General features: G+C 52.2%; 19 protein-coding genes and 1 tRNA gene. 8 read left to right on the plus strand and 12 right to left on the minus strand.

Annotated features, from left to right (window positions below; translation table 11 throughout):
* Window positions 1-151 precede the first annotated feature (151 nt).
* Window positions 152-1,150: a diacylglycerol/lipid kinase family protein gene (locus ACFVTB_RS19270; RefSeq protein ID WP_387752642.1), complete on the plus strand. Its 999-nt coding sequence runs from the start codon at window positions 152-154 to the stop codon at window positions 1,148-1,150.
* On the opposite strand, the gene ACFVTB_RS19275 is transcribed toward ACFVTB_RS19270, so the two are convergent.
* Window positions 1,130-2,899, minus strand: coding sequence for an ATP-binding protein (locus ACFVTB_RS19275; protein WP_387752645.1), 1,770 nt, complete (start codon window positions 2,897-2,899; stop codon window positions 1,130-1,132). The genes ACFVTB_RS19270 and ACFVTB_RS19275 overlap by 21 nt on opposite strands.
* 191 nt (window positions 2,900-3,090) lie before the next feature.
* Here ACFVTB_RS19275 and mscL point away from each other — a divergent pair, with 191 nt between their 5' ends.
* A complete protein-coding gene (gene mscL / locus ACFVTB_RS19280) occupies window positions 3,091-3,591 on the plus strand; it encodes a large conductance mechanosensitive channel protein MscL (RefSeq protein WP_387752648.1) in 501 nt (166 codons plus the stop codon).
* Window positions 3,592-3,635: 44 nt separating this feature from the next.
* Window positions 3,636-4,268: an NUDIX hydrolase gene (locus ACFVTB_RS19285; RefSeq protein ID WP_387752651.1), complete on the plus strand. Its 633-nt coding sequence runs from the start codon at window positions 3,636-3,638 to the stop codon at window positions 4,266-4,268.
* A 181-nt stretch (window positions 4,269-4,449) separates the two neighbouring features.
* Here ACFVTB_RS19285 and ACFVTB_RS19290 read toward each other — a convergent pair whose 3' ends face one another.
* Both ACFVTB_RS19290 and ACFVTB_RS19295 read right to left on the minus strand, forming a co-directional pair.
* Complete coding sequence (locus tag ACFVTB_RS19290; RefSeq protein WP_387752653.1) at window positions 4,450-4,956, minus strand: hypothetical protein; 507 nt, start codon at window positions 4,954-4,956, stop codon at window positions 4,450-4,452.
* 188 nt (window positions 4,957-5,144) lie between these two features.
* Window positions 5,145-5,555, minus strand: coding sequence for a hypothetical protein (locus ACFVTB_RS19295; protein WP_387752656.1), 411 nt, complete (start codon window positions 5,553-5,555; stop codon window positions 5,145-5,147).
* Between the two features lie 237 nt (window positions 5,556-5,792).
* On the opposite strand from ACFVTB_RS19295, the gene ACFVTB_RS19300 reads away from it, so the two are divergent.
* A complete protein-coding gene (locus tag ACFVTB_RS19300) occupies window positions 5,793-6,344 on the plus strand; it encodes a superoxide dismutase family protein (RefSeq protein WP_387752659.1) in 552 nt (183 codons plus the stop codon).
* A gap of 670 nt (window positions 6,345-7,014) precedes the next feature.
* Here ACFVTB_RS19300 and ACFVTB_RS19305 read toward each other — a convergent pair.
* Window positions 7,015-7,089, minus strand: a tRNA-Thr gene (locus ACFVTB_RS19305).
* 188 nt (window positions 7,090-7,277) lie between these two features.
* On the opposite strand from ACFVTB_RS19305, the gene ACFVTB_RS19310 reads away from it, so the two are divergent.
* Complete coding sequence (locus ACFVTB_RS19310; RefSeq protein ID WP_387752661.1) at window positions 7,278-7,910, plus strand: TraX family protein; 633 nt, start codon at window positions 7,278-7,280, stop codon at window positions 7,908-7,910.
* 160 nt (window positions 7,911-8,070) lie between these two features.
* On the opposite strand, the gene ACFVTB_RS19315 is transcribed toward ACFVTB_RS19310, so the two are convergent.
* Window positions 8,071-8,964, minus strand: coding sequence for a serine/threonine protein kinase (locus tag ACFVTB_RS19315; protein ID WP_387752664.1), 894 nt, complete (start codon window positions 8,962-8,964; stop codon window positions 8,071-8,073).
* 126 nt (window positions 8,965-9,090) lie between these two features.
* Here ACFVTB_RS19315 and ACFVTB_RS19320 point away from each other — a divergent pair, with 126 nt between their 5' ends.
* Window positions 9,091-9,330: a hypothetical protein gene (locus ACFVTB_RS19320; RefSeq protein WP_387752666.1), complete on the plus strand. Its 240-nt coding sequence runs from the start codon at window positions 9,091-9,093 to the stop codon at window positions 9,328-9,330.
* Window positions 9,331-9,447: 117 nt separating this feature from the next.
* On the plus strand, window positions 9,448-9,666 hold the full coding sequence (locus ACFVTB_RS19325; RefSeq protein WP_387752669.1) for a hypothetical protein: 219 nt from the start codon (window positions 9,448-9,450) through the stop codon (window positions 9,664-9,666).
* Between the two features lie 242 nt (window positions 9,667-9,908).
* Here the strand turns inward: ACFVTB_RS19325 and ACFVTB_RS19330 are convergent, their stop codons facing one another.
* The 7 genes from ACFVTB_RS19330 to ACFVTB_RS19360 all read right to left on the minus strand — a co-directional run bounded on the left by ACFVTB_RS19330 (window position 9,909) and on the right by ACFVTB_RS19360 (window position 22,145).
* Entirely contained in the window at window positions 9,909-11,210 is a 1,302-nt protein-coding gene (locus tag ACFVTB_RS19330) for a putative bifunctional diguanylate cyclase/phosphodiesterase (protein ID WP_387752671.1), read from the minus strand.
* 189 nt (window positions 11,211-11,399) lie between these two features.
* Window positions 11,400-12,122, minus strand: coding sequence for a response regulator transcription factor (locus ACFVTB_RS19335; RefSeq protein ID WP_387752673.1), 723 nt, complete (start codon window positions 12,120-12,122; stop codon window positions 11,400-11,402).
* A 154-nt stretch (window positions 12,123-12,276) separates the two neighbouring features.
* Window positions 12,277-16,068: a response regulator gene (locus ACFVTB_RS19340; RefSeq protein WP_387752897.1), complete on the minus strand. Its 3,792-nt coding sequence runs from the start codon at window positions 16,066-16,068 to the stop codon at window positions 12,277-12,279.
* A 222-nt stretch (window positions 16,069-16,290) separates the two neighbouring features.
* Window positions 16,291-17,301 carry a LacI family DNA-binding transcriptional regulator gene (locus ACFVTB_RS19345; protein WP_387752675.1) on the minus strand — a complete coding sequence of 337 codons (1,011 nt, stop codon included), beginning with the start codon at window positions 17,299-17,301 and terminating at the stop codon, window positions 16,291-16,293.
* Between the two features lie 169 nt (window positions 17,302-17,470).
* A complete protein-coding gene (gene mgrA, locus ACFVTB_RS19350; RefSeq protein WP_387752678.1) occupies window positions 17,471-18,460 on the minus strand; it encodes an L-glyceraldehyde 3-phosphate reductase in 990 nt (329 codons plus the stop codon).
* A 61-nt stretch (window positions 18,461-18,521) separates the two neighbouring features.
* Complete coding sequence (locus ACFVTB_RS19355; RefSeq protein ID WP_387752681.1) at window positions 18,522-19,976, minus strand: HD-GYP domain-containing protein; 1,455 nt, start codon at window positions 19,974-19,976, stop codon at window positions 18,522-18,524.
* 81 nt (window positions 19,977-20,057) lie between these two features.
* On the minus strand, window positions 20,058-22,145 hold the full coding sequence (locus ACFVTB_RS19360; protein ID WP_387752684.1) for a bifunctional diguanylate cyclase/phosphodiesterase: 2,088 nt from the start codon (window positions 22,143-22,145) through the stop codon (window positions 20,058-20,060).
* A 194-nt stretch (window positions 22,146-22,339) separates the two neighbouring features.
* Here ACFVTB_RS19360 and ACFVTB_RS19365 point away from each other — a divergent pair, with 194 nt between their 5' ends.
* On the plus strand, window positions 22,340-23,476 hold the full coding sequence (locus ACFVTB_RS19365; RefSeq protein ID WP_387752686.1) for a foldase protein PrsA: 1,137 nt from the start codon (window positions 22,340-22,342) through the stop codon (window positions 23,474-23,476).
* Window positions 23,477-23,588: the final 112 nt, after the last annotated feature.

Raw genomic sequence — 23,588 nt, forward strand, 5'->3', positions numbered from 1 at the left:
AGTTAACTTCTGCCTTTATTATGCCATAAACGCCGATCTTCGTCTCGCGTTCGCGTTCTGATAGTACGGAGCGCCCGATCCTAAGGTTTCAATTTTCGACAAACCCTCGTATACTGAGTGAAACCAAGACCGAACTCGAGGAGAAACCACTATGCTTTTGTTTGCCGTCAATCCTTCGGCCGGCAATGGACGGGGCAAACGCGCTTGGTCTATTGTTGAGGCCGAACTGAACCGCCGTTCTATTGCTTATGAAGCCATTATTCTAAATAATATGGAAAACGCTTACAAAGAAATGTCCGACCGTCTCGAAAAGCTAGGCCCGCAGGGCACTGGCAAGCTGGATGCGATTGCCGTCATCGGCGGCGACGGCACGCTGCACGGCCTCCTCCCATTGTTTGTCGGCAGCGGCGTTCCCGTCGGCATCATCCCTGCCGGTTCCGGCAATGATACGGCTCGGCATTTCCGTATCCCACACAAGCCGCTGGCGGCGCTTCGCAAGCTGCTGGACGGGCGCGCCGTGCCAATCGATTTAATCCGCACTAAGCTTAAGCTGCCGAGCGCTTCGTCGCAGGCCGATCAAGATGAGCTGCAACGCCCGTCATTTACAATAACGGCCGTTGCGGCGGGGTTCGATTCCGCGATAGCCGCCGCAGTGGACCGTTCCTTTTATAAAAGCTGGTGCAACAGGCTCGGCATCGGTTCGTTCGCTTATGTAATTGGCGTCTTGCAGACACTTTTTGCCTACCGTCCGACGGCGATCGAAGTAACGATCGACGGCGTCATGCAACGTTTCGAGCGAAGCTGGCTTTCGGCCATTGCCAGTACATCCAGCTACGGCGGCGGCCTGCGTATCTGCCCCGAAGCGAACGCCGCTGACGGTAAACTCGATATTTGCATCGTACACTCTTGTTCGACGCTCCAACTACTGTTTCTGTTGCCTACGCTGCTTTTAGGCGCGCATACGAAACTACGCTACGTCACGATGCTGCAAGGCGCCTCCGTCCGGCTTCGTCCCGTCCCCGTCAAAAGCGGTAAAGGCGAAGCCTCTCTCAACCATCCTATTGAAGCTTACGGAGATGGCGAGCGGCTTGGAGAAGTGCCATTGGAATCGGTCGTCTTGCCGTCCTCATTACGTTTCATTAGCGGCTGACAGCCGGTTCGGATCATAGAATGGGAAGCGAATGCGAAAGACCGTTCCTTCCCCTTTTTCGCTATCCGCCGTAATCGTACCCTGATGATTATCGACGATTTTATAGGTAACCATCAGCCCGAGGCCGGTGCCTTCCTCCTTCGTCGTATAGAATGGCTGTCCGATTTTGGACAACTGTTCCTTCTCCATTCCCGGCCCCTCGTCCTTAATGTACACAGCCACCTGACCGTCGTTCTCCAGCGTCGCCCGCACTTCGATCGAGCCGCCGGAAGACATCGCTTCGATTGCGTTCTTAATGACGTTAATGAATACCTGTTTCATTTGATTTTCCACGCCCTTCACCCATAAAGGCGCATTTCCGAGCTGCAGCTTCATTTCAATATCGTGCAGCGTCGCCTCTGTCTCCAGCAAAATGCTCGTATCTTTAAGCACCTTTCGGATATCCAGCGGAATGAAATCGTAAATTTGCGGCTTGGATAGCATCAACAGCTCGCTGACGATCGATTCAATGCGGACCAGCTCCGTTTTCATAATGCCAAAATAATTTTTGTTTTCCGTACGCCCCGAGGAAATCAGCTGCAAAAATCCTTTCAACGAGGTAAGCGGATTGCGGATTTCATGAGCGATTCCTGCTGCAAGCTGTCCTGCGATATAAAGCTTCTCGGAATTGATAAGCAGTTCTTCGTTCTTTTTACGTTCCGAGATGTCGCGGATAATGACCTGATCCTCGTATCTGCCCTCCAGATGAACACTTGTCCACACCAGCTCCGTATAAAGACGACCGCCTTTGACCGTTCTCCATTCCAGCTCAATCGGTACGCTCCCCGTTTCTTCCTCGTCCTGACGATCTCGCTGCCACAGCTCGGCGACCCAGTGATGCTTTTCATCCAGCACATCGAAAATCGATTTTCCGATCAAATCTTCTTTGCGCTCCGCTTCAAACATTTTCAAGCCGGCGGCGTTCATATAGTGCCATCGTTTGTCGCTTATAATTGCGATCGTATCCATCGAGTTCTCTACAAGCAGCTTATACTGCGTATTCATCATCTTGTATTTGCGGGAAGTGCGCCAAGTCGTAAAAGCAAAGCTACAGATAAGCAGCATAGCGATGCCTAGAATAAAGCCGAGCAGCATCATGTAATGGTTGAGCAGATCGGTTGTCAGTACATGATCCTGCTCCACCACCAACGCGTTCATCGCAAGCAGATGCGTCGACATCAGCGCCGTGGCCAGTACGCAGCTCGCCCAAAACCGATAATGCCCTTTTTTACGCATAATAAGGAAAAAGGAGAATAGGCAACCAAAGAAAGTGATTAGAATACCAGCAATCCCGATCCCCCAATGAATGGAAACGGCGCTTACTCCGCCCGCCAGCATCGAAATGTAATGCAGCAATGCAGCCCCGATGGTGACGAAGAAACTGCCGAAGGCAAGCTTAGCGGATTTCGGCAAGCGGCTTCTTTGCATATAAATGCCGGCATAAGTAAACACGGAGCAGCCGAACAAAGCGTAGAACACGGAAAAATCGAGCACAACTAAAAAATTGGAGCCCAGAAGCGACACGACATGCATCGCCCACAAACCCAATACGAAGACAGCAGCCCCGCCCGTCAGCCAGTTAATAACCGGAAACAGAGGCTTCGAGCTGAGATGGCTCGACATGCTGAACATCGTATATGAAGCAAAGCCTATAATCATCAGGGACAAGAGATTGAAATAGAGATTGCCCGATATTGTAAAATGGCTCATAGTACTCCCCGTATATAAACAATTTTCTAGAAGATGGAATTCGACGATAAGGGAGAAAATCCTCTTCTTAACCTGTTTCACAATTGTAAAAACGGCTATTATTTTTTACAATTTTGTATCATAATAATGCAAGAACAGTAGAGTAGATTCATAGATTTACGGCTATACTAGTAGCAAAAGGAGAGTTTGCCATGAAAATTATTCAGGAATTCAAAGAATTTGCCATTAAAGGCAACGTGATCGATCTCGCTGTCGGCGTTATTATCGGTGCGGCATTCGGCAAAATCGTCACCTCGCTCGTCAACGATATCATTATGCCTCCGATCGGCCGAATACTGGGCGGCGCCGATTTCAAGAATTTGTTCATTAATCTTGATCCCGTTAAGACGGAAGGCCTGCTGGAAAAAGGCAAAACCGTTCATACGTTGAAGGAAGCTACCGACAACGGCGTTGCGGTTATCGCTTACGGGCAGTTTATTAACGTGATGATCGATTTCCTGATCGTCGCCGCTTGTATCTTCTTCCTCGTCAAGTTCATCAACGTACTTCGCCGTATTCGCCCTGAACAGGAAGCGGCGGCCGAGGAGAAAACCGAGAAGGAGTGCCCGTATTGCTTATCGCAAGTGCCAATTAAAGCGACAAAATGCAAGCACTGCACCTCGGAGCTCGATGGTGAACGGGCCAGCGCCTAGCGCCCTGAAGCTGAAGGCAGGCCAGAAACGGAGTGTTTGAACGAATGGCGGAAGAATATTTCGATATTTACGACGATGCGATGAATCCAATTGGAATCGCTACACGCAAGGAGACGCATGAAAAAGGCTACTGGCACCGATCGTTCCACTGCTGGCTCACCCGGCGGGAGGGCGACCGCCGCTTCGTCCGTTTCCAGCTGCGCGCCGATAACAAGGACACGCACCCCGGTCATTACGATATTACGGCGGCCGGACATCTAACGGCCGGCGAGACGCTGCAGGATGCCGTTCGGGAGCTTGAAGAAGAACTTGGCGTATCGGCTTCGTTCGAGCAGCTGATCCCGCTTGGCGAAGTACGGGAGGAGGCTGTCGGTTCCGTGCGAGGCATAGCTTTCATCGACCGTGAGGTAAGTCATGTATTCGGTTTAATTTGCGACGTTCCGCTTGCCGCTCTTAAGCTGCAGCCTGAAGAAGTGGCAGGCGTCTATGAAGCCGATTTAGAGAAACTGATCTTGCTGTTCGAAGGGGCGCTGCCTGAACTGCCCGTGGAAGGAATCGAGCTGACTGATCCGAATACGCCGATTTCAGTGAGGCGCACTGTGATGGTCAAAGATTTCATCCCGCGGGAGCCAGGATACTATGCAGGCATTATGCGCGCACTTCGTTCCTGTACGTAAAACGCCGCCCTGACCTGAGAGACCGTTGTGTTTCTACTCTGTGTGCGCTACAAGAGAAGAAAGGCTACAAAGAGGGCATGCACAAAAAGATGCTTTCCGCCTGCTAAACAATTGCAGGGGAAAGCGTCTTTTTCGTTCCTTCCGGCAGACTCATTCTCGGTACCTGCCGGATGCCGTATAACTAGCGTTTACCGCTCTGGCGAGCGGACGGCCGGAGCCCCCAAGCGGCCTCCCAATTGCGGTACCAGCCGTCGATCATACCGTGAATATTGTAAAATACGGTCTGTCTCGGGGCCAAATCGAAGTTGTCGATCTCCGGCTCACGGAAGATGCGGGCTGAAGCTGCATGAATGCAGCCGTGGACACCGCTCCCTTCCATGAAACGCCCGTACTGATCGAGCGTGGGGAAAGAGCGGGGATTGTTAATAATCCGGTTAGCCGCCGCTTCATTGTGGCAAGGCGAGCGGCGGATCGCTTCGGGTATGCCGTCCCACGGCGCAATATAACGGGGATCGTAGCCTTGCCGCTCGTACCAGACGTAGACCCGGTTAATAAAATCGCGATGGAACCTCAGAAACTGTTCGCCGAAGCCGACAGGCGGGGTCGTCCCCGGCGTAACGTGATGATCATGATGCCAAATTTGATGCTCCCGGAGCAGCGCTTGCGGAAAATTAGGAATAATGGGCATGTCCTCGCCTCCCGTTAGTTCAATGGCCTGTAGAATACCGATTCATAGTATGCAGGCGGCCGTCCTGTCGTGCATGGCGAGTCTAGCCAAGATCTCAATCATTCCGCAATTTATTCGAGGCGCAACGCATCAAGAGTCACATAGTACGGCCTTACCGGGCCGAGCGGGACCGTTCCAAGATAAATGCCTTACCATCCTCCGCGGCAGCAATCGAATTTACGCTTAATGCAAATATCGAAAGAGACGGACACTTCCCCTCTTCTTCCGAAAAAGCAGCATATTTTGACGCAGTCGGAGTTATGCGTACAGAAGAAATGAACGACGCGACAGTCGCAGCCGATGATCTTCTGAATCGTGCGCGCGTCGCGGCAGCGGATCGCACGCACGAGCCTCTCCGCCGTCTCTTCACATTTCAGCTGACCGAACAGCTCGCTCAATTCCTTGCCAGCATCCTGCACCGCTTCCACAGCTCTATCCTTGTGATCGCAATGCTTCCGCTCCTCCTTCTCGCATGCGCAGCCGGACGAAATTCGAGCCTGTTTCTTTGGCCGTTGCATCGTTTTCACATTCGCAAACGTCAATTTACTTTTGGCAGACACTCTTTTTCCTCCTCCCGATTGGTATAGCACATTATATACAGCCGCAACGTTTAGAGAGTGGACAAGAAGAGCGCTTCGTTCGCACATCTGCAAAGCCCCGCCAAACAAGGGGTGGATCTGGCGGAAGGCAGTTTGCCGGGGAGCGGATTTTATCCTCTATGAAAATTCGCCTTCATGTATATTTGACGGGGGAATGGAAAACCTATGCGCGAATGACAGACTAAGGTAGGAGGAGCTATGAAACAATTATTGGCTTGGGGCGCAATCGGCCTGCTGACGGCATCGACGCTGTTGCCCGGAACCGCAGGCGCCACGCCTAGCGAACCGGCTCATCATGAAAAGGTAGAGGTCAAAGTAAATTTGATTAATACGAAAGGCGATGCGGTTGGCGATGCGGTATTGACGGAGCAGGAAGACGGGGTTCACATCCGCTTGAAAGCGAAAGGACTGTCTAAGGGCGCGCACGGCATCCACTTCCATAACGTCGGCAAATGCGAGCCGCCTGCTTTCGAATCGGCCGGTCCGCATTTCAACCCGACCGCGAAGGAGCACGGCTTCAAAAATCCAAAAGGGTTCCACTTAGGCGATCTGCCCAATATCGAGTCGGCCAAGAACGGAACGGTTGAGACGGAAATTATAACGAAAAACGTTACGCTGCATCGCAACGAACCAAATTCGCTGCTGCAGCCAGGCGGAACAGCTCTCGTTATTCACGAGAAAGCGGACGATTATACGACCGATCCTGCTGGCAACTCCGGCAATCGCATTGTTTGCGGAACGATTCAATAAACGAGAAGCTATAAAGTACGAGCAGGGGCTTTCCCAAAAGTCGATTTATGATTTTGAGCCCCGCCCATAACAGAATTTATTTGAGGAAAAGGACCTCGCTTTCCACTTTACTGGAATTCGAGGTCTTTTTATGGCTCAAAACCGAAATCAGTGCATGACTTGAAATGACGGGAAGCGCTAGTCCCTACTGCTGCAAGTAAACCGGACTTCGAGCACTCGCACTACTTTGCTGAGTTGAGTCCACTCATCACCTTCGTATGGTCTATCAAAACTTCGACTCCAACAGCAATAACTGCGATTCGGACGTTAATTCCGCTCAACTAACCCCCGCTGCAAGCAATAACTGCTAAAATGCAGTTATTGGGAAGTGGAATCCTTCCTTTCGCCGAGCCGAGACCGAAATAACGGCTTTTCTGCACTTATTCCTTTAAAACATGGCCTTGTGCCAAGAAATAGCTGCATAAACGCAGTTATTTCTCGGCACGTATGCAAAAGTTCCCGCCATGCTGAGCCCGATAAAAGTTGCACTAGCCCTACCACATCATGCTGCGTTCTGACATACGGCGCCCGCGACAGCAAAAGTTTTGTTTATCGCCACCCCTTTTGCCGCCGCAATAACAAAAAACGCGATTTCCGTTACTTCCGGAAATCGCGCATTATAGGCTATACATGGTGCTGATGAAGGGAATTGAACCCCCGGCCTACGCATTACGAGTGCGTTGCTCTACCCCTGAGCTACATCAGCATGACTCTTATATCTTACAAAGGCTTTACGAAAAAGTCAAGCTTCTTGCTCGTGGTTTGTTGTTCGTGGTTACTCCCCTTGCCTATCTCCTCCACCGCGCACCTGTTTCACAAAGCTGCTCCCGCCCTTCGGCTCATGAATTTACCGTATGATATACTAATGTTAAACTCGCCGACGGAGGAATGACGATGCAATTGATTGCAATGCTCTCCATGCTGCTCGACCATATCGGCGTCGTCTGGTTTCCGGACGATTCGACGTGGCGTGTCATCGGCAGGCTGGCTTTGCCGTTCTACGCCTACGCTCTCGTGCTAGGCTATACGCGTACCCGCGATGTGAATCGTTACCTCGGTCGCATGCTAGCGATAGCCGCGATCTCGCAAATTCCGTACTCGCTTGCGTTCCGCGAGATGGAGCTTAATACGGTAGGCACGCTCTTCGTTTGCTTGCTGATGCTGTGGGCGTTGGACAAGCTGAAAGGGAAAGCTCCTCTGCAATTGGCCGCCTCACTGGCCGCCATTCTGCTTGTCGAAGCCGTTCCGGCGAGTTACGGCGCTTACCTGCCGCTCCTTGTCCTTATTTACCGTTACGGGGCGCCAAAATGGATGCTGCCGCTCCATCTCGTCCTGAACGTCGCCTTTCTGTTCTACAAAGGCTGGGATATCCAGCTGTACAGCCTATTCGCCACCATGGTGCTGGTCTATACGCCAATGCTGCTTCAGTCCGCCGATCGCATTCGTGTCCCGCGCTTCATGTGGCGCAGCTTTTATCCGCTGCATCTGGCTTTAATCGCGGCAGTTGACTGGGTGCTTATTCGCTGAGGAGTGCCTCCAGCTAATCGGCACAGCGCAGCGCCGTTACCGGTGCTTATTCGCTGAGGAGTGCCTCCAGCTAATCGGCACAGCGCAGCGCCGTTAGCGGTGCTTATTCGCTGGGGAGCACCTCCAGTTCCTCGGCACAGCGTGGTGCCGTTAACGGTGCTTATTCGCTGAGGAGCGCCTCCAGCTCCTTGGCGCAGCGCAACGCCGTTAGCGGCGCTGCGCTTCCCTCCGCCGACTCGGACCCCAGCATCCTGCGAATGAGATTTCGAACCTCAGGACGAAGCTCCAGCTCTTCCTCCCAGCCCCGTTCCTCTTGGCCTTCCTTATCCTCGTAGCCGGAGTACATCAGATACAGAAACAAATGCCCTGCAGCCTGCAAATCACTGGACGGCTCGGGCCGTCGCATATCCATCCGCGCCTTCCGCCAGCTTATTCGGCCTTGTACTTCTTCATCAACGCCGCCAATGTCTCCGGAATTCTCGCCAAGCGCAGCCAACAGCGCTTCCGGCAGTTGTTCGCCCGTCGCGCGAGCCAAGCCGAAGTCGATCAAGTACAGATCTCCGCCGAGCACCAATACGTTCGGCAACCTGACGTCCAAATGAACGCAGCCTGCTTCATGCAAATAACCAAGCGGACGCATCACGCTGAGTAGAGCGAGCAGCGCTTCCCGCTCCGTAAGGACGCGTCCGACGCCCATTACTTCCTCTTCCAGCGAACGCCCTTCGATAAACTCCATGACAATCGCTTCATTCTTCCCTTCCTCGACGTAAGCAAGCGCCTTCGGAATTTGCGGATGGTCCAGCTTGCGCATCACGGCATGCTCCCGGCGCAGCAGCGTCAGCCCCAAGTCTCCTTTGCTCGGCTTATTCCATTTCATAAGAACAGTTCTGCCGGTGGCGAGCTCGACCGCCTTGTAGGCAACGCCATAGCTGCCCATGCCCGCAAACCGCTCAATGCGATAGCGGCCGCCCGCTCGCAAGCTGCCTTCTTGAAGCGGATAATCGAGCCAAGATTCCCGCATTCTCCGCCATTTTTCCGTCCATCGCTTTAGCATCCGTCCGCCTCCTCCGCCTTCCATACGATACGTCCGCCCAAGTCGAACGTTTCAGCCGGTTGTACTGGAACCAGCAGCGAAAGACGCCGTACTAATACTAATCCTACAAAAAAGGAGGTAAATCGTATGTTCAAACATTTGCTTAACCGCGTACTCCATTCCGTCACCGGCCGCAAGCATCACGGGCACGGCCAAGGTTACGGGCAAGGATATGGACATGGCCACGGGTACGGGCAAGGTTACCATTCGCACAGCAGCAGCAACTATAAAAAGAAGCACTATCCGCCGCCTCAATATCCAAACGGACACGGACATCACGGACACGGGCACTACAAAAAGAAATATTACAGCCACTCCAGCTCATAAACCAGTTTGTTAGAAATGTATTAGCAAACTAAACATTATTCTGACGGCTGATTCATAACGGGCTAAAAGGTTCGGGGTAGAATGGAAAAAAACGATCCATCGGAGGCGCATCCAGTCATGATGAAAATCATTACCTTCAAAAATCGTTCCGTTCCCGTCTATTTCCCTAGCGAACAAACGACCTTGGTTGAGCAGTTTAATCATAAATTGCTGGAGATGGAATTCAACTTTGATTTCCGAAAAAAATGGAAACGCATCTCCAAAGTCGAAGTCGTCCGTGACGTTGCGATTTTTCAATACAATGACGGCACAAAGCTCTATTTAGAAGTCAGCTAACCAACAGAATCGTGTGATAGCGGCGCTGCCCAAACGTATGCGATATCAAATAAATCGGACGACTGCCGAAGTCGTCCTTCCTGAAACGAAGAAAGCCCGGCCGGGAACTAATCCTCGGTCGGGCTTTCTTCATATCTTGCTAACATTTATAGGAAAGGCTTGCAGTTCAGACGGTTGTAGTTTTCTCTATGCAGTCCGCAAGCCTGAATTGGCTGGGTAAGCCTAACAAAAGCTTTGCATTCTTAATGCCGCGGCCTGTTCTCCGGGCGCATCGCCGGCAGATCCATCACGTCCGGCTGCATCGGTTTGCCGAGCAAATAGCCTTGCACATAATCGCAGCCCCAGCTTACCAGCAGGTCGTATTGCTCCTTGTATTCCACACCGCAAGCGATCGTTTCCAGTCCCAGCTTCTGCGCCAGGCCAAGCAGCATTTCCACAATATGTCGCTCAACACCCGGCATATCGATATGTTGGATGAATACTTTACTAACCTTCAGTCCGTTAATCGGAAGCTGCTTCAAGTGGGTCAGCGACGAGCCGCTGACGCCGAAATCATCCAGCATAATTCGTATCCCCTGAGCTCGAAGGAACGTGAGTGTCTCCATCGGCAGCGCCGATGCAGGACTCAGCGCACTCTCTTTAATATCCAGCTCTATCGACGAAGGTGCAAGTCCCGTCTCCGCCAATATATTGGCAATCATTTTGCCAAAGAACGGATCTTGCAGCTGCAAATGCGAAATATTGATCGATATGACCAAATCGGATTGTCCGTACTGATTCATCTCTGTCAGCAGCTTACAGGCTTCGCGAATAACCCATTCTCCGATCGGGACCACCATTCCGTTTTGCTCCGCAATTGGCATAAACTCCGAAGGATCAATTGCCCCCAGTTCCTCGTGCTGCCAGCGGATCAGCGCCTCGAATCCCCGCAGCTTGCCATCCGCGGAGCGATAGATCGGCTGATAGCTCAGATGGAAATGTCTTTCGTATAAAGCCGGCCGTATTGCAGCTTCAATCTTCATCCATCGATTGATTTGCTCTGTATCCTCCGGCGAATAGAACACGATGCCTAGCCCTTCTTCCTCCGACTTTCCAAGCGCGGATTCGGCCCGGTTCATCAGTTGCTCGCTTGTTCTCCCGTCCTGCGGATATACGGCAGCGCCCAGCGAGGCCCTCAAGGTCAGTTCCTGTCCTTCTTCGTTGACAGGCGTTTCAATCGCATGCTTCAATGCCTCAGCAATTAAGCCGCATTCTTCCTGCTTGCTGTCCATACCGATTGCATATCCGGTCAGTAAATCGTTGTTGCCCATCCTACAAACGAGCGACGGCTTACGGCCCAGCCCCGTTCCCGCCAAACGTTCTTCGATTTTACGCAGCACACGAGCGCAGTATTCTTCTCCATTGACCTCGTTCATCCGATAAAACGGTTTAAATTGAACCTTGACTACAACAAACTGCTTTCCGTTAACGCGTGCATCACTAATTGCCAGCTCTAGTCGGAGCATTGCCTCTTTTCGATCAGCAAGGCCGATGACTGCATGCACTTCGGTTCACCATCCCTTACGCCTCAATAACTTATGCGACTATTTTCCCATATAAATATTAGGAAAGTGCAGTGCTGTCATTCAGAATAATGTTAGATTTCTATAAAACAATTCCAGTTTCACCGGCGTAATGCCAGTTAAAATTAAAAAAGACCGTTTCGCCTAGGCAAAACGGTCACTTGAGCACCCTCATTGACTATCGTTCGATTCGGAATAGTCGGCCGTATACTTGTAGCCGAAGCCCCATACGGTCCGAATCAGTCGTGGTTCCTTTGGATTATGCTCGATTTTTTTGCGCAAATTGACAATATGAACGTCGATGGCACGATCGGTAACGAAAGAATCGAATCCGCGAATGGCATTAATGAGTTCTTCCCTGCTGAATACTTTGCCTGGATAGGCAAGGAACAGTTTCATAATCTCGTATTCGGAAAATGTCGTCTCTACTAGTTTGCCTCGAACGAGCAGCAAACGACGCTCGAGATCGAGCTGAATCAGATTCTTCCCGTCTTCCTCCGCCTCTTTGCCGCTATCCGTTTCCGGCGCTGTCAGCTGCGAGCGGCGGATTAACGCTTCCACTCTAGCGGTCATTTCATGCATGCTGAAAGGCTTGCACATATAATCGTCCGCTCCGACCTTGAGCGCTTGAACCCGCTCAGAAACCTCGCTTTTCATCGACAGGATCATAATAGGTACGTTCGACTTGTCTCGAATAAGCGCGCAAACTTCCATTCCATCTCGATCGGGCAAAATAAGATCAAGCAGTACGACATCCGGATTGAATTCCTGCGCTAATCGCAGTCCTTCCTCGGCAAGCTCCGCCTGCCTCACCTCGTAGCCCTCTTCAGACAAGTACATGGATAGCATGTCGCTCATCATGACGTCATCTTCGATTACTAACACTTTGTACATGGGCCACCCCTTATGGGACTGGAGATTTCTGTCGAATATCGTTATATATCCATAATATACAATATCCCTGATAGGGAGAACAATATATTGTTAGAAAATTGTTAGGGGAAATCTGTCGAACTGGTTTTCGCACCCGGCCCTATTTCTCCTATTTTCAGCTGCGCAGCGCCCCAATCATTTCGGCCAGCTTCTCTTTCAGCTTCGCCGCCCCGCTCCTCCAAACTCTCTCGTTCAGCGGAGCAGCCGATACGATTTCCTCCAAAGCGCCCGCTGCCGCCGCAATCTCACTCGCTGACAAATGGCTGGAAGCTCCTTTCAATGTATGCAGCATCCGCTTAGCCGCGGTTGTCTCGCCATTTTCCAGATGGGTAATGAGCTTATCGGCGAAATTTTCGTAGTTAGACTCGAATTGCTCCAGCATATGCAACAGAATGACCCGCTTGCCGCTTACCCTCGCCAAAGCTGCGGCCATGTCCATACCCGGAACCACAGGCAGCGCCGGTTCATCGGAAGCGACGGCGCCGCCGTTCTTATCGGCTGGCCGCTTAAGAGGCAGAACGGCGGGCTTGCCTAGCAAGGCGGTAATAGACGCATAAAGCTGCTCCGGGTCGATCGGCTTTGTGACGACTGCGTTCATGCCGAGACGCAAATAGCGCTCGTGGTCGGACCGCAGCGTATTGGCCGTCACAGCAATAATCGGCAGCCGATCGTACCGCGCATCAGAGCGGATACGGGTCGTCGCCTCCATCCCATCCATCTCCGGCATATGAATATCCATCAGCACCATATCCCATTTGTCCTGCTCCAGCTTGAGCAGCGCTTCCTTTCCGTTCTCGGCGAGACCAATTTCGAAGCCGTATTCCTTCAGCATTTCCATCGCAACTAATTGATTGATCGTATTGTCTTCCGCAAGCAGAATGCGCGCCTTGGCAGCCAGCAGCTCCTCCGATCCGGACGCAACTTCACCCATAGCAGCGTCCACGCTAACGCGAGTGCCTTTGTCATCCAATGCACCGGACAACGCCCGGAACATCGACATTCGGGTAACCGGCTTCGTCAGCAGCGCTGCCGGCCGCAGCTCATCCGGCATTTGCAGCACTTCGTCGCGGCCAAAAGTCGTCGTCACCACCGCCGTCTTCACGCCGGCGGCCTCCGCCGCCTTGCGGAATTCGATCCAGGTTTCGTTGCCGTACATGTCGGGCATTTCCATATCGAGCAGCACAAGCTTCGGTTTAGCTCCGTCGCCGATTCTACGCAAGCGCGCCAGCGCTTTTTTCCAAGACGAGAACAGAACGGGCGTTAGCTGGAACGATTCGATCGTCTCCGACCAATATTGCCGCATGCCATCGTTATCCTCAACGATCCAGACCGGCTGGCCCTTCCATGGATCATCGACAATCAACTGCTCGATTACGGATGGAGAAAGCACGGGCAAGCAAAGCGCAAAGCTGAACGAACTGCCCTGCCCCGGCTTGCTTGTGACTGTAATACTTCCTCCCATCGCTTCGACAAGCGATTTAGAAATGACGAGACCAAGCCCGGAGCCTCCGTATTTGCGAGTCGTCGAGCCGTCCGCCTGCGTGAACGGAACGAACAGCTTCTCCAACTGTTCTTGCGTCATGCCGATACCAGTATCTTTGACGGTAAAAAGAAGCAGAACGGTTTCCTTCTTTTGTTCCAGCAGCTCTAGCTTCAGAATGACGCGTCCGCGAGACGTGAATTTAATCGCATTCATACACAGATTCAGCAGCACCTGCTCCAAGCGAAGCGGATCGCCGGCTAGCGTAGCTGGCAGATCGGCGGGCGAGTCGACAATAAATTCAAACTGTTCCTTCCCGCCCATGAACACGCTGAGCTGGTCAGTTAAGCGCCCGAGCAGCTCTTCCGGCTGGAACGCCAATCTTTCCGTCTCGATTTTGCCCGCTTCGATTTTGGAAAAATCGAGAATATCGTTGATCAGGCGGAGCAGCGTTTGCGAGGAGGTGGACATTTTGTCCATGTATTCTCTTTGCGATCCGCTTAATTCGGTTCGGCGCATTAGCTGAGCCAGTCCGATAATGCCGTTCAACGGCGTACGAATTTCATGGCTCATCAAGGCAAGGAAGGCGCTTTTTGCCTCGTTCGCTTCTTCGGCAACCTGTGTCGCTCGCATCAGCTCATCTTGAATGTGCTTTTGTTCCGTTATATCGCGAGCGATGCTCGAGAAATATTGCTCTCCTGTACGCTTGTTCCGGTGAGCGACGATAACCATCGAGACATGTACATTCTCGCCGTCGCGCCTGCGAAACTCCGTATCGCCTTCCCAGTAGCCCTGCACCTCGGCAATGCGAGTGCCGGCCACAAGCTCGCGATATTTTTCCGGACGCATATAATGCCAGATTCTTGCCTTTCCGCCGCCAGGCTCATTCCCAAGCATACGATGGCCCGCAGCGTTCATATAAATGATGCTCCCCCGGTGATCGACTGAAGCGATCAAGTCCTGCGCCGACTCTACGATGTCCTGCAGCCGATTGCGCGCCTTCTCGATCTGCAAATGCTCCGAAATATTGTAGGCCATGCCGACCACGCCGTTGAAACGGCCATTCTGGTCAAGCAGGCCGTTCGAGCTGTGGCGCACAGGAATGCGGGTACCGTCTTTATGGATGAACGTCCACTCCCGCTCGTAATAAAACTTCTCCAGACGCAGCTCGTGAAACACTTCGAGGCCCGGCTGAACCGTCCGTCCCAACCGTTCCGACAGCTCGATCGCTTCTTTCTCGATTTCTTCCATATCCATGAACACGAGCGGAGTAGCATGCCCGACCAGCTCTTCGGACGTATAGCCGATCAGTTCCTCTGCCGCTTTATTCATATAACTGACTCGATAAAGCTCATCCAGCACGATAAACGCATACTGGTTCTGATTAATAATCGCTTCAAGACGGCCGAACATGCCTTTCAAATGCTCCATCATCCCGTTCACGGAAGAAGCCAGCAAACCGACCTCGTCACCCGGCGTTTCATTCAAATGCTCCGCGTCGAAGCGGCCGTCCGCAGCCTGCTCCGTCACGGCAAGAATCGATTCCAGCCTGCGGACAATACCTGCGAAAAATATAAAGAACGACAAAACAATCGCCGCCTCAGCGAGCGCAATGGTCAGAAACGTACGCCAGAACACGTTTTGCAAACCGACGTTCAAACGGGATTCCGGTATTTCCAGCGCAAACCGCCAGCCAGTCGCATTATCGACCTTCTCATAGAAAATGAAATGAACTTCGTTTTGGCTGACTACCTCCACACCCGATTGCTCGTCAAAGTAGCCGTCGAATCGTTCGCTCTCACGCGATTCCGAACGAGAGGTCGTAAACAGTACTTTCCCTTGCTCGTTATATAGACGAAAAGTGACGGCATCGGTTATGGTTGTCCCTAACCGTAAAAACGGTTCTAATACAGACATAGACAGCGAAGCGTACACAACACCCACCGTTTGATTGTTATCGGCGATTACCGGCACAGCAATATATGCCTGCGCTTCCTCACCTAGCGCGAATGAGATCGGATCGGTCATCACAACGCCGCCGTTCATCGCCCGCCGAAAAAAGTCGTGCCCTCCCATATATTGAGGAGTGCTGCCGGTGCCAATGGCCGTGCCGTCCGGTCTAATAAATCCGATCGACTGGTAAGTAAAGCCTGACCGAACCATCTCGTTATGGAAGTAGCGTAACCGATCGGCCTCTTCTCCGAAACGGACAACGTCCGTCCGGCTCATGACGAGCACCTCCGCCCGCCGAATCGCCAGCCAGGAAGCGAGCTGGCTCGCATTGCTCTTCAATTGGCTGGCCGCCTTGTCCTTCGCCGTCTCGACCACTTCGTGCCGGACAGCCAAATAATTGCTTACTCCGGTCATAAACAAAGGAACGAAAGAGATTAAAACGATAATCAACAGCCCTTTGGTCCTCAGCGACATTTTATTCAAGGCGAAAGTTCCCCTTCCCTGACTACTGTATACTATTTCGGCAAACGAGAACGTCGCAATTAGAGCATTCCGCTCAGGACTCCCTTGCAAACAAAAGAGCGGAGCCGTTTCTAGCGGCGGACCGAACAGTCCGCCGCGGAATCCGACCCGCTCCTTTCCATTCCAACTATGTATGAGGGCGTAGGCTAACCTCTTGCTTCAGTTGCGACAAGCTCAACGCTTCGGCTTCATCGAAGAAGCGCGAGTAATGAGCTCTGAATCGATCACGAATTGCCGGTGGCCGGCAAACTGGTTTTCAGTCAGTTGATCGATTAGCTTCTCTGCCATAAGCGCTCCCATCGCATATTTCGGTTGCTCGACCGTACTGAGCGGCGGAAGAACATATCGGGAGACGCGGTTATTATCAACCCCGACGACAGCCAGGTCGTCCGGAATACGCAAGCCTTTTTCCTTGCAGGCACGATAAACGCCAAGCGCCATTTCGTCGTTCGCTGTGTAGACGGCAGTAAAGGGCGAGCTTTTGTCCAGCAGCCTCATAATAGCATCGTAGCCGCCCGCTTCATGAAAATCGCCGTTGTCGATCAGCTCCGGACGAAACGGAATTCGGCGCTCCTTCAACGCCTGCATATACCCTTCCAATCGTTCGTAGCTTTCGAAGGAATCGCGAAACCCTCCGATAAAAGCAACTTCGCGATGCCCTTGATCGATCAGATGAGCGACCGCCTGGTTGGAAAACTTGACGTTGTTCGTTTTGCAGACTGGAATACGGTCATGGCTGACGGTTTTACCGATCATCCCGATCGTATACCCCTTGTCTGCATATTCGCAAATAACCTCATTGTCCAGCATCGGTGTCACGAGAATCATTGCGTCAACGGCGCGGTTAGGCAGCAGACTCAAATATTCCTGCTCCTTTTCCGGCTTGTTGTCAGAATCGCATATCAGCACTTGATACTTGCGAGCATAAGCCATATTTTCGATGCCTTTAATGATTTCCGCGAAGTAAGAAACATTAATATCCGGCACGATGACGCCAAGCGTCATCGTCCGCTGGGAGCGAAGATTTTTAGCAGCGGCGTTCGGATAATAATCCAGCTCTTTAATCGCCGCCAGCACCTTCGCCTTCGTCGGTCCCTTGACCAGAGGACTGTCATTCAGCACCCTGGATACGGTGGCCGGCGAAACCCCTGCGCGTTTGGCGACATCTACGATTTTATTGTCCACGTTTCCGATCAACCTTTGTTTAATTACTATATTTTCCTATCATTATAGGCAATGAATCTAGCAATTACAATATAGTCCACAGCTTAATCAGACACATCGATCCACGCAAAAAGGCCTAGACAGCAGTCGCAGCCGACTGGTCTAGGCCTTTTCCATTTAAGAAGTCCGTTTACGCGAGAATGTCTTCGATCGCTTGCAGCTCGTCCGGCGAAAATTGCAGGCCGTTAAGCGCCGCAACGTTATCGTCGATTTGCTCCACCCGGCTTGCGCCGATCAGCGCTGAAGTGACTCGACCGCCGCGCAGCACCCATGCAAGCGCCATCTGCGCGAGCGATTGTCCGCGGTCGCTGGCGATTTCGTTCAAGCGGCGGATTTTCGACAGCTTCTCCTCTGTCAATTGGTCCGCGTTCAAGAAGACGCTTGGGCCGCCGGCGCGCGAATCGGACGGAATGCCATTCAAGTAACGGTTCGTCAATTGACCGCCCGAAAGCGGCGAGAAGACGATCGAGCCGATTCCGTCTTGGTCCAGCACATCTTGCAAGCCGTCTTCAATCCAGCGATTAAACATGGAGTAAGACGGCTGATGGATCAGGCACGGCGTGCCGAGTTTTTTCAGAATTGCGGAAGCTTCCGCCGTCTGCTCAGCCGAATAGTTGGACAAGCCAACGTACAGCGCTTTGCCCTGCCGAACGATATGGTCGAGAGCGGCCATCGTTTCTTCCAGCGGCGTATCTGGATCTGGACGGTGATGGTAGAAAATATCGACATAGTCGAGTCCCATCCGCTTCAAGCTCTGATCGAGACTGGAGATCAAATATTTGCGCGAGCCCCATTCGCCGTAAGGACCTTCCCACATATAATAACCGGCCTTAGTCGAAATAATCAGCTCATCGCGGTATGCCGCCAAGTCCTGCTTCAAAATTTGTCCGAACATTTCCTCAGCCGAACCCGGCGGTGGACCATAGTTGTTTGCAAGGTCAAAATGGGTAATGCCCAGATCGAACGCTCTGCGAACCATCGCCCGACCGTTCTCGATGCGGTCAACGCCGCCAAAGTTATGCCAAAGTCCGAGAGAAACAGCGGGCAGCTTCAAGCCGCTCCGGCCAACCCGGTTATACTTCATTTCTGTGTATCTTCCATCAGCAGGCAAATAAACCATCTGCAATCATCCTTCCTTATGTAGCCTTCTCTTCTATTGTAACTAGGAGCATGCCAACAAATCAAATGCTGGAAGTCCCGCTCTGCATCGGCTTTAATTGCGTACTAGTCCGAATCGTTTCGATAAAAAAGCTTTCCTGCCGCTCTGCCAGCCTCAGCATCGCTTTAACGCAGTCCGGGTCGAAATGCTTGCCGCTTTCGCCTTCGAGATGAGCAAGCGCCTCTACGTGCGTCATCGCCTTCCTGTACGAACGATTAGATGTCAGCGCGTCGTATACATCAGCGACAGCCGTTACTCTTGCCAGCAGAGGGATCGCGTAACCAGCCAGTCGGTCGGGGTAACCGCTCCCGTCCCAGCGTTCGTGATGCGAGCGGATAACGGCAAGCTCCTCCTGCATGAAGCCGAGACGGCGGCAAAGGTTATAGCCCGTGACCGGATGCTTTTCTATCACTTGCCGTTCCTCCTGCGTCAGCTTGCCCGGCTTGTTCAAGATGACGCCTGGCACAACAAGCTTGCCGATATCGTGGACGAGCCCGCCTTGCGCGATTGCGCGCAGTTGGTTTGGGGACAGGCCCAATTCTTCGCCAAGCCTCAGCGAGTAAAGAGCGACCCTGTAATTATGCCCCGCCGTGTAAGCATCCCTCGTCTCCGTCGTTCGAATCAGTTCCTTCACCGCAGGGGACATGTGGGCCCGAATCCATTCCTCCGGGTCGCCTCGCAGTAGTTGCAGAATCGACGAGGTGATCGAACCGGTATTCAAATATTGCCGGAAGATCCCGGAGGCCATTGCGGCGACCGAGCCGAGCAGCAGCAGGTGGTAAAGCCACCAGCTCAGCTGCCAAGGCGTACCGGTCACAATAATAAGCTGCGCGGCGATCATCCAGCCGGAGCTGTAGACGATCGCCAACTGCATCGGAAACTGCGATTTCAGATAGGTCTGTCCATACCGGAACATGGTCCATAAATTAAGTCCGATAACAGCCGCGGTGATGCTCCACTTGACCGGCTCCTCTTTCAACCAAACCACGTTCAACATATCGCTGTTATGCCACAGCAGATAACAGATAACCGCAATGCCGATCGACCAAATCGGGATAAGCCAGTTCAGCCAGCGGGAAAGCCATCGAATCCAAGGCCGGTCCGACGACATTGAGGACAACCAGAGCCAGACGACAGCCAACAGAATGCTAATTTGCGCAGCATTCGAGGAAACGGAGGAATGATGGTTAAGCTGTCCGGGCGTAGATAAGCCATGCAGCAAAAACAACGCGGCTAGCGACACATAAGAGAGCGATATGAAGCTGATTTTCTGATTGCGCAGCCGGATTCCGGCGAAGCCGATCGCAACCGCCAACGCCAGCGAGAGTGCCGAAACGATGCTGACGATATAGAAATGTCCTTGCGGCGAGTGCAACACAATGTCCAAAGGCGACAGCCGCAATCCTAGGTAAACGAGCAGCGGCAGCGACAACCCTGCCGCCAGCTTTCCATAAACGGCCTTCTTACTCGTCTGCAAGACGGCACCTCCAACGCTCATTTAAAGTTTAATCGTGCGCATAAGAAACCCGATTATCCGGTTTTCGATGGTCCGCCTCGTCTACAGGTTTACCGTTTGAGCCGACGCTGCCGATTGTGCGGCCGCAGCCGCTTCCACGGCGCCGCTCAGCCACCCTTCCAGCTGCTCTTTCGGCATCGGCCTGCTAAAGTAGAAGCCTTGCATAATATTGCAGCCCGTTTCCTTCAGAAAAGCGATCTGCTGCTGCGTCTCTACGCCTTCCGCGATGATGCCCAGATTCAGCTGCTGCGCAAGAACGACAATCGTCTGTACGACCGCCCGCTTCACGGCCGAATCACTTTGCTCCATAAACAGCTTGTCGATCTTAATCGTATGAAACGGAATTTTATCGATCGAACCGAGCGAGGAATAGCCGGAGCCGAAATCGTCCATTGAAATAATGATGCCCAGCTCTCTCAACTGACCAAGCTGCTGCGTGACGTCTTCCAGATTGTGCATAACGATCGATTCCGTTATTTCCAGCTCCAACAGGCTAGGCGCAAGACCCGAACGACTCAAAGACGTCAGCACCATATCGTGAAGATTTTTACTGTCGAATACTTTTACCGACAAATTGACCGACACGCCAAGCTCATCCCCGCCCGGCAGTTTCTCCCTCCACTTGACGTTCCAGGAGACGCAGTCGATAGCCGCCTTCTCCAGCACCCACCGGGTTATGGCGATAATGGCGCCCGTTTCCTCGGCAATCGGTATAAATTCATCCGGCGATATCATGCCGAGAGAAGGGTGATTCCATCGCAGCAACGCTTCGAAGCCGACCGGACGGCTCGTGTCCGCATCCCACTTGGGCTGATAATGAATAACGAATTGCTCATGCACAAGCGCCGTCTGCAAATCCTTCTCCAGTTCCATTCTGCGGGTCGACTGCTTGTCCAACTCATCGTTATAAATGCAATATTGGTTCTTGCCTTGTTTCTTCGCTTGGTACATCGCCGTATCGGCCGCCATCAGCAGCGCCGAACGGGTGACGCCGTGCTGTGGAGAAAAGCTAATGCCGATACTGCCCGTTATGTACAGCTCGTTGCCTTCTAACATATACGGCTGACGGATGCTCTCCAGCATTTTCTCCGCCAGCTCCGCCGCGCTTTGTTCATCCATATGCTGAATGACGAACAGAAATTCGTCGCCGCCCAGCCTGAACACTTCCGAGCTCTCGTCTTTGAATGCCAGCAGCCTCTCGGCAGCAGCCTGTACGAGCAAATCGCCGACATCGTGGCCCAGCGTATCGTTAATTATTTTAAATTGGTCCAAATCAAGAAAGAAGACGGCGTTTGACGTAACCGCCCCTCCATCCAACGCGTCCTCGAAATAACGATTCATCGCATGACGGTTTGAGAGCCCCGTTAACGGATCGCTGAACGCCATTCTCTCCAATACGGTACGATCAAAGTATATGGCCCCCCACGTCACGAGCATAATGAGCAGAATAGCCAACGAAACGCCGATCAGCAAAAACAAATTAAGCGGCGCACTGTCCATCAGGGTAAGTGAAACATCGTCACCGCACCAAAATTCAGACGCGCGCATACCGGAATAGTGCATCCCGCCAATCGCCAGTCCCATCAAAGCCGAGGCAGCCCATTTCGGCCACCCCGAGCCCTTCACCGCGCGAAACTTTATGAACAAAAACAAAGCGGCATAAGCTACGATAATCGCAATCACAACGGACATCGCCCGCCACAACGGATCGTAGGTAACGACCATGCCGGGGGAACGCATCGAAGCCATCCCGGTGTAGTGCATCGTAGCAATTCCGAGGCCCATCGCGATGCCCCCGCCCGCCAGCGTCCATTTGCCGGCCTTCTTTGACATCGTTAAATAGAATGCAATATAGGAAGCAAAAATAGCCGCCAAAATCGATAGAAGCGTGATCGGGACATCGTAGGTCACCGGAATGCCGATATGAAAAGCGATCATGCCGACGAAATGCATCGTCCATATTCCGCTGCCCATCACAAAAGCGCTGGCCGCCATCCAGCCTTGCCGCGCCTTTCCCTTTGTGTTCGATATTTTAAAGACGAGATGCAGCGCCGAATACGAAGCAAGCATCGCAATAACGAAGGAAAGCAGCACAATCCACTTATTATAGTCTCCTACCAGCGCCTCCATAAGGTCCCTCCGTTCTGCCGAATACTGGCTGCCGCAATTTGCCTTTTTTCGTGTTATATCTATACAATTATACGAAATCGGGCAGGATGCAACATATTTTTATTTTAGATTAAGGTTTTTAGCAAAATGTTTTGTTATAGTAGGTGAAGATTGTCAAATAAGGAACGTAATCGCGAAGGGAGTTCATTTGAACAATGGAAAACAAAGATGAGCAGCGCAAAAGAGAGCAAGAACAGAACGACGCTGCAATCAATGAGCAATCCGACAACGCAGACAACACGGAAAACACAAGCATCGAACTGGAAAAATATACGAGTGAGGAAGCAGTGACGGAAGAAGCGGCTGTCCGCGAGCAGAATGAAGCCGAGCAGGAAGCGGCAACCGCAGCCGTTGCTCAGCCGGCGGCTCCAGCTCCCGTAAACGCCAAAGGCGGTAGCAAAGCATGGATGGCGATCTCGGCCGTGCTCGCTATCGTGCTCGTCATCGTCCTCATCAAGCCTCCGTTCGGCGGCAGCAACGAAGCGGTAGCGATCGTCAACGGCAAAAATATTTGGAAAGACCAGCTGTATGATGAACTGGCACGCGCTAACGGTCCGGCGGCGCTTGACGGCCTTATCAAGAAAGAGCTGATCGCACAAGCAGGCGACAAAGCAGGCGTATCTGCGACAGAAGCCGATATCGACGCCGAAATCGAAGAACTGACGAAAACGTTCGGTTCCGCCGAAGCGCTGCAAAACGCGCTCAACCAGAATGGCATTACGATGGACGAGCTTCGCCAAGACGCGTATTCGCAAGTGCTGATTCGTAAAATTTTGGAGCCGCAAGCAACGGTATCCGATGAAGAAGTGAAAAATTATTACGACGAAAATAAAGCATCCTTCGCGACGCCGGATCAAATCCGCATCTCGCATATTCTTGTCGGTGCGGAGCAGGACGCTTCAGATATTGTGAAGCAGCTGCAAGAAGGCGGCGATTTCGCGGCGATTGCCAAAGAGAAATCGATCGATACAAATTCCGGCCCTAATGGCGGCGACCTCGGCTTTATTTCGAAAGGCATGACCGGTCTCGAAGATTTCGAGAATGCTGCTTTCGCACTGAAGCTCAACGAAGTGAGCGACGTAATTAAGACCGATGCCGGCTTCCATATCGTAAAGAAAACGGAAGAAAAAGCGGCGACGAACCCAACCTTCGAAGAGAAAAAAGAAGAAATTCATCAAATGCTCGTTAACAACAAAATCGGCGAGCTATCGATGTCATGGATGCAGAAGATTCAGGATGAAGCTAAAATTACAAATACGCTCGAGAAAAAAGACGCGCCAGCGGCTAAGTAATCGACGTATTCGGAAACCCGAACCGCTTTGGACAAGCGGCTCGGGTTTCTTTTTTTTGATGACGACGGATAAATAAACTATGGTAAAATTCAAAAGAAGCGGCAAAGGGGCT

Source organism: Paenibacillus sp. NPDC058071, assembly GCF_042885235.1.
GTDB lineage: Bacteria > Bacillota > Bacilli > Paenibacillales > Paenibacillaceae > Pristimantibacillus.